At 37.5% G+C, this 1598-nt stretch carries 1 protein-coding gene; it reads left to right on the forward strand.

Annotated elements, in window-relative coordinates; all coding sequences use genetic code 11:
* The first annotated feature begins 1188 nt into the window (after nt 1–1188).
* Nucleotides 1189–1527 carry a helix-turn-helix transcriptional regulator gene (locus tag V7083_RS23705; RefSeq protein WP_438823685.1) on the forward strand — a complete coding sequence of 113 codons (339 nt, stop codon included), beginning with the start codon at nt 1189–1191 and terminating at the stop codon, nt 1525–1527.
* Nucleotides 1528–1598: the final 71 nt, after the last annotated feature.

The raw sequence follows: 1598 nt of genomic DNA on the forward strand, positions 1-1598 counted from the left end.
TTCAGGTATAATAAAATAAATGTCTATTTGTAAATAATGGAGGCAGATGAAATGGAAGGCAAATGGCTGATTGCTGATCGCGATCTAAATGAACGGGAAGGTTTGAAATGGCTATTAAAAACATCCACCATCCCTGTCATGGAAATTTACCTAGCTGCCAATTTTCAAGAATTCGTTTTCTTATTTGAAAAGGAAGCCCCACAAGTAGTTTTATTGGAGCTTGATATGATTCATCAAGNNCTAATGCAAATCTATCGTCCGATTCTTCTGTTTACTAGTGCCGAAGCCACCTTTGAAAAAGCGAGAATAGCCCTTGATTTGCAAGCCCTTGATTTAATGATTAAGCCGTTGTCCACGACAAAAGTAAAATCAGCTTTTAACAGGGCAACACAAAAGTTGGTAGCAAACCCACTTTCTGAACGAACTCAAATCTCCCGAACATTTAAAGAGGAATCCTATGAATCTTTATTTATCCCACATGCTTCCGGCGTAAGAAATGCTCAAATGGCGGCATTCAAGACTGAGATGATCGAAACCATCCCATTGCTGCATAGCTTTTTAGAAGAATATCCCTTCAAAGACCTGCAGGGTATTTATCCATTAAATGACATGGTGATTATTTTATTCACTGATCGAGGTCAAGAATTATTAGATCAATGCCAAAAAGCAATGAGAAGGTGGGAAGAGCAGTATTCCGAACCACTAGCTGTAGTTGTCCATAAAGACCCTACATCAAATCTTTCAGTTAATCAAAAATTTTTGCAAACACAGAAAATGCTAGAATTTACATATTTTAAGGGTTATCGGCAAGTTGTTGAATTTAAATATTCTCAAGAATGGGCCCATATAGACCCTTTTCTATCGCCTCCTGAGCAGCGATATTGGGTAGAATTGCTGGCAAGCTTTCGTATAGAAAAAATCAAACAGTGGCTTTACAATGAATTTTTACAATTACAAGATCCATATCCTGACCCGGGACTTGTAAGAATTAGACTGACAAGTATTCTGGCTCAAATTAGAAGGTTTATGAAAACCCATCATTTGGATGAAAACCAAGAGACAGAGAAGGAATACAGGACCATTTTTCATTCAATCTTGTATGATACTGTTCTTTACCGAACCGTTCAAAATCTCATCTTATTTATTCAAAAATTATTTTCAGCGACAGAATCCATGGGCGGAACCCTCATGCAGGATCCGATAGAGCGGGCCATTTTATTTTTGGAGGAAAATTATTCAAACATTCATATCAAGCTAGAGGATGTTGCTGCATTTGTGGACCGTAATCCATCCTATTTCAGCCACTTGTTTACATCAAGAACGGGTACTAGTTTTACAGATGTTTTAACACGAATCAGATTGAAGCAAGCAAAACGACTGTTAATAGAAACCAATAAGGCCGTGAAAGAAATATCAGCATTGGTTGGTTACCAAAACTCCAATTATTTTAGCAGAATTTTTAAAGATAAAGTGGGTGTTTCACCAAGAATTTATAGGATGCAAAAAGAAACTCAGCAGAATGGTTGAGTTTCTTTTTATATGGCTCTGTTAAACTAGTATGTTGATCTCCGTTCCAGGCACTTCGCTTTCCGTGGGCG

It is taken from the genome of Bacillus sp. JJ1764 (assembly GCF_036962145.1).
GTDB lineage: Bacteria > Bacillota > Bacilli > Bacillales > Cytobacillaceae > Neobacillus.

What these genes read in the sequence shown, in the direction of transcription:
- V7083_RS23705 (WP_438823685.1), top strand. Translation starts at nt 1,189, where the DNA reads ATGCAGGATCCGATAGAGCGGGCCATTTTATTTTTGGAGGAAAATTAT.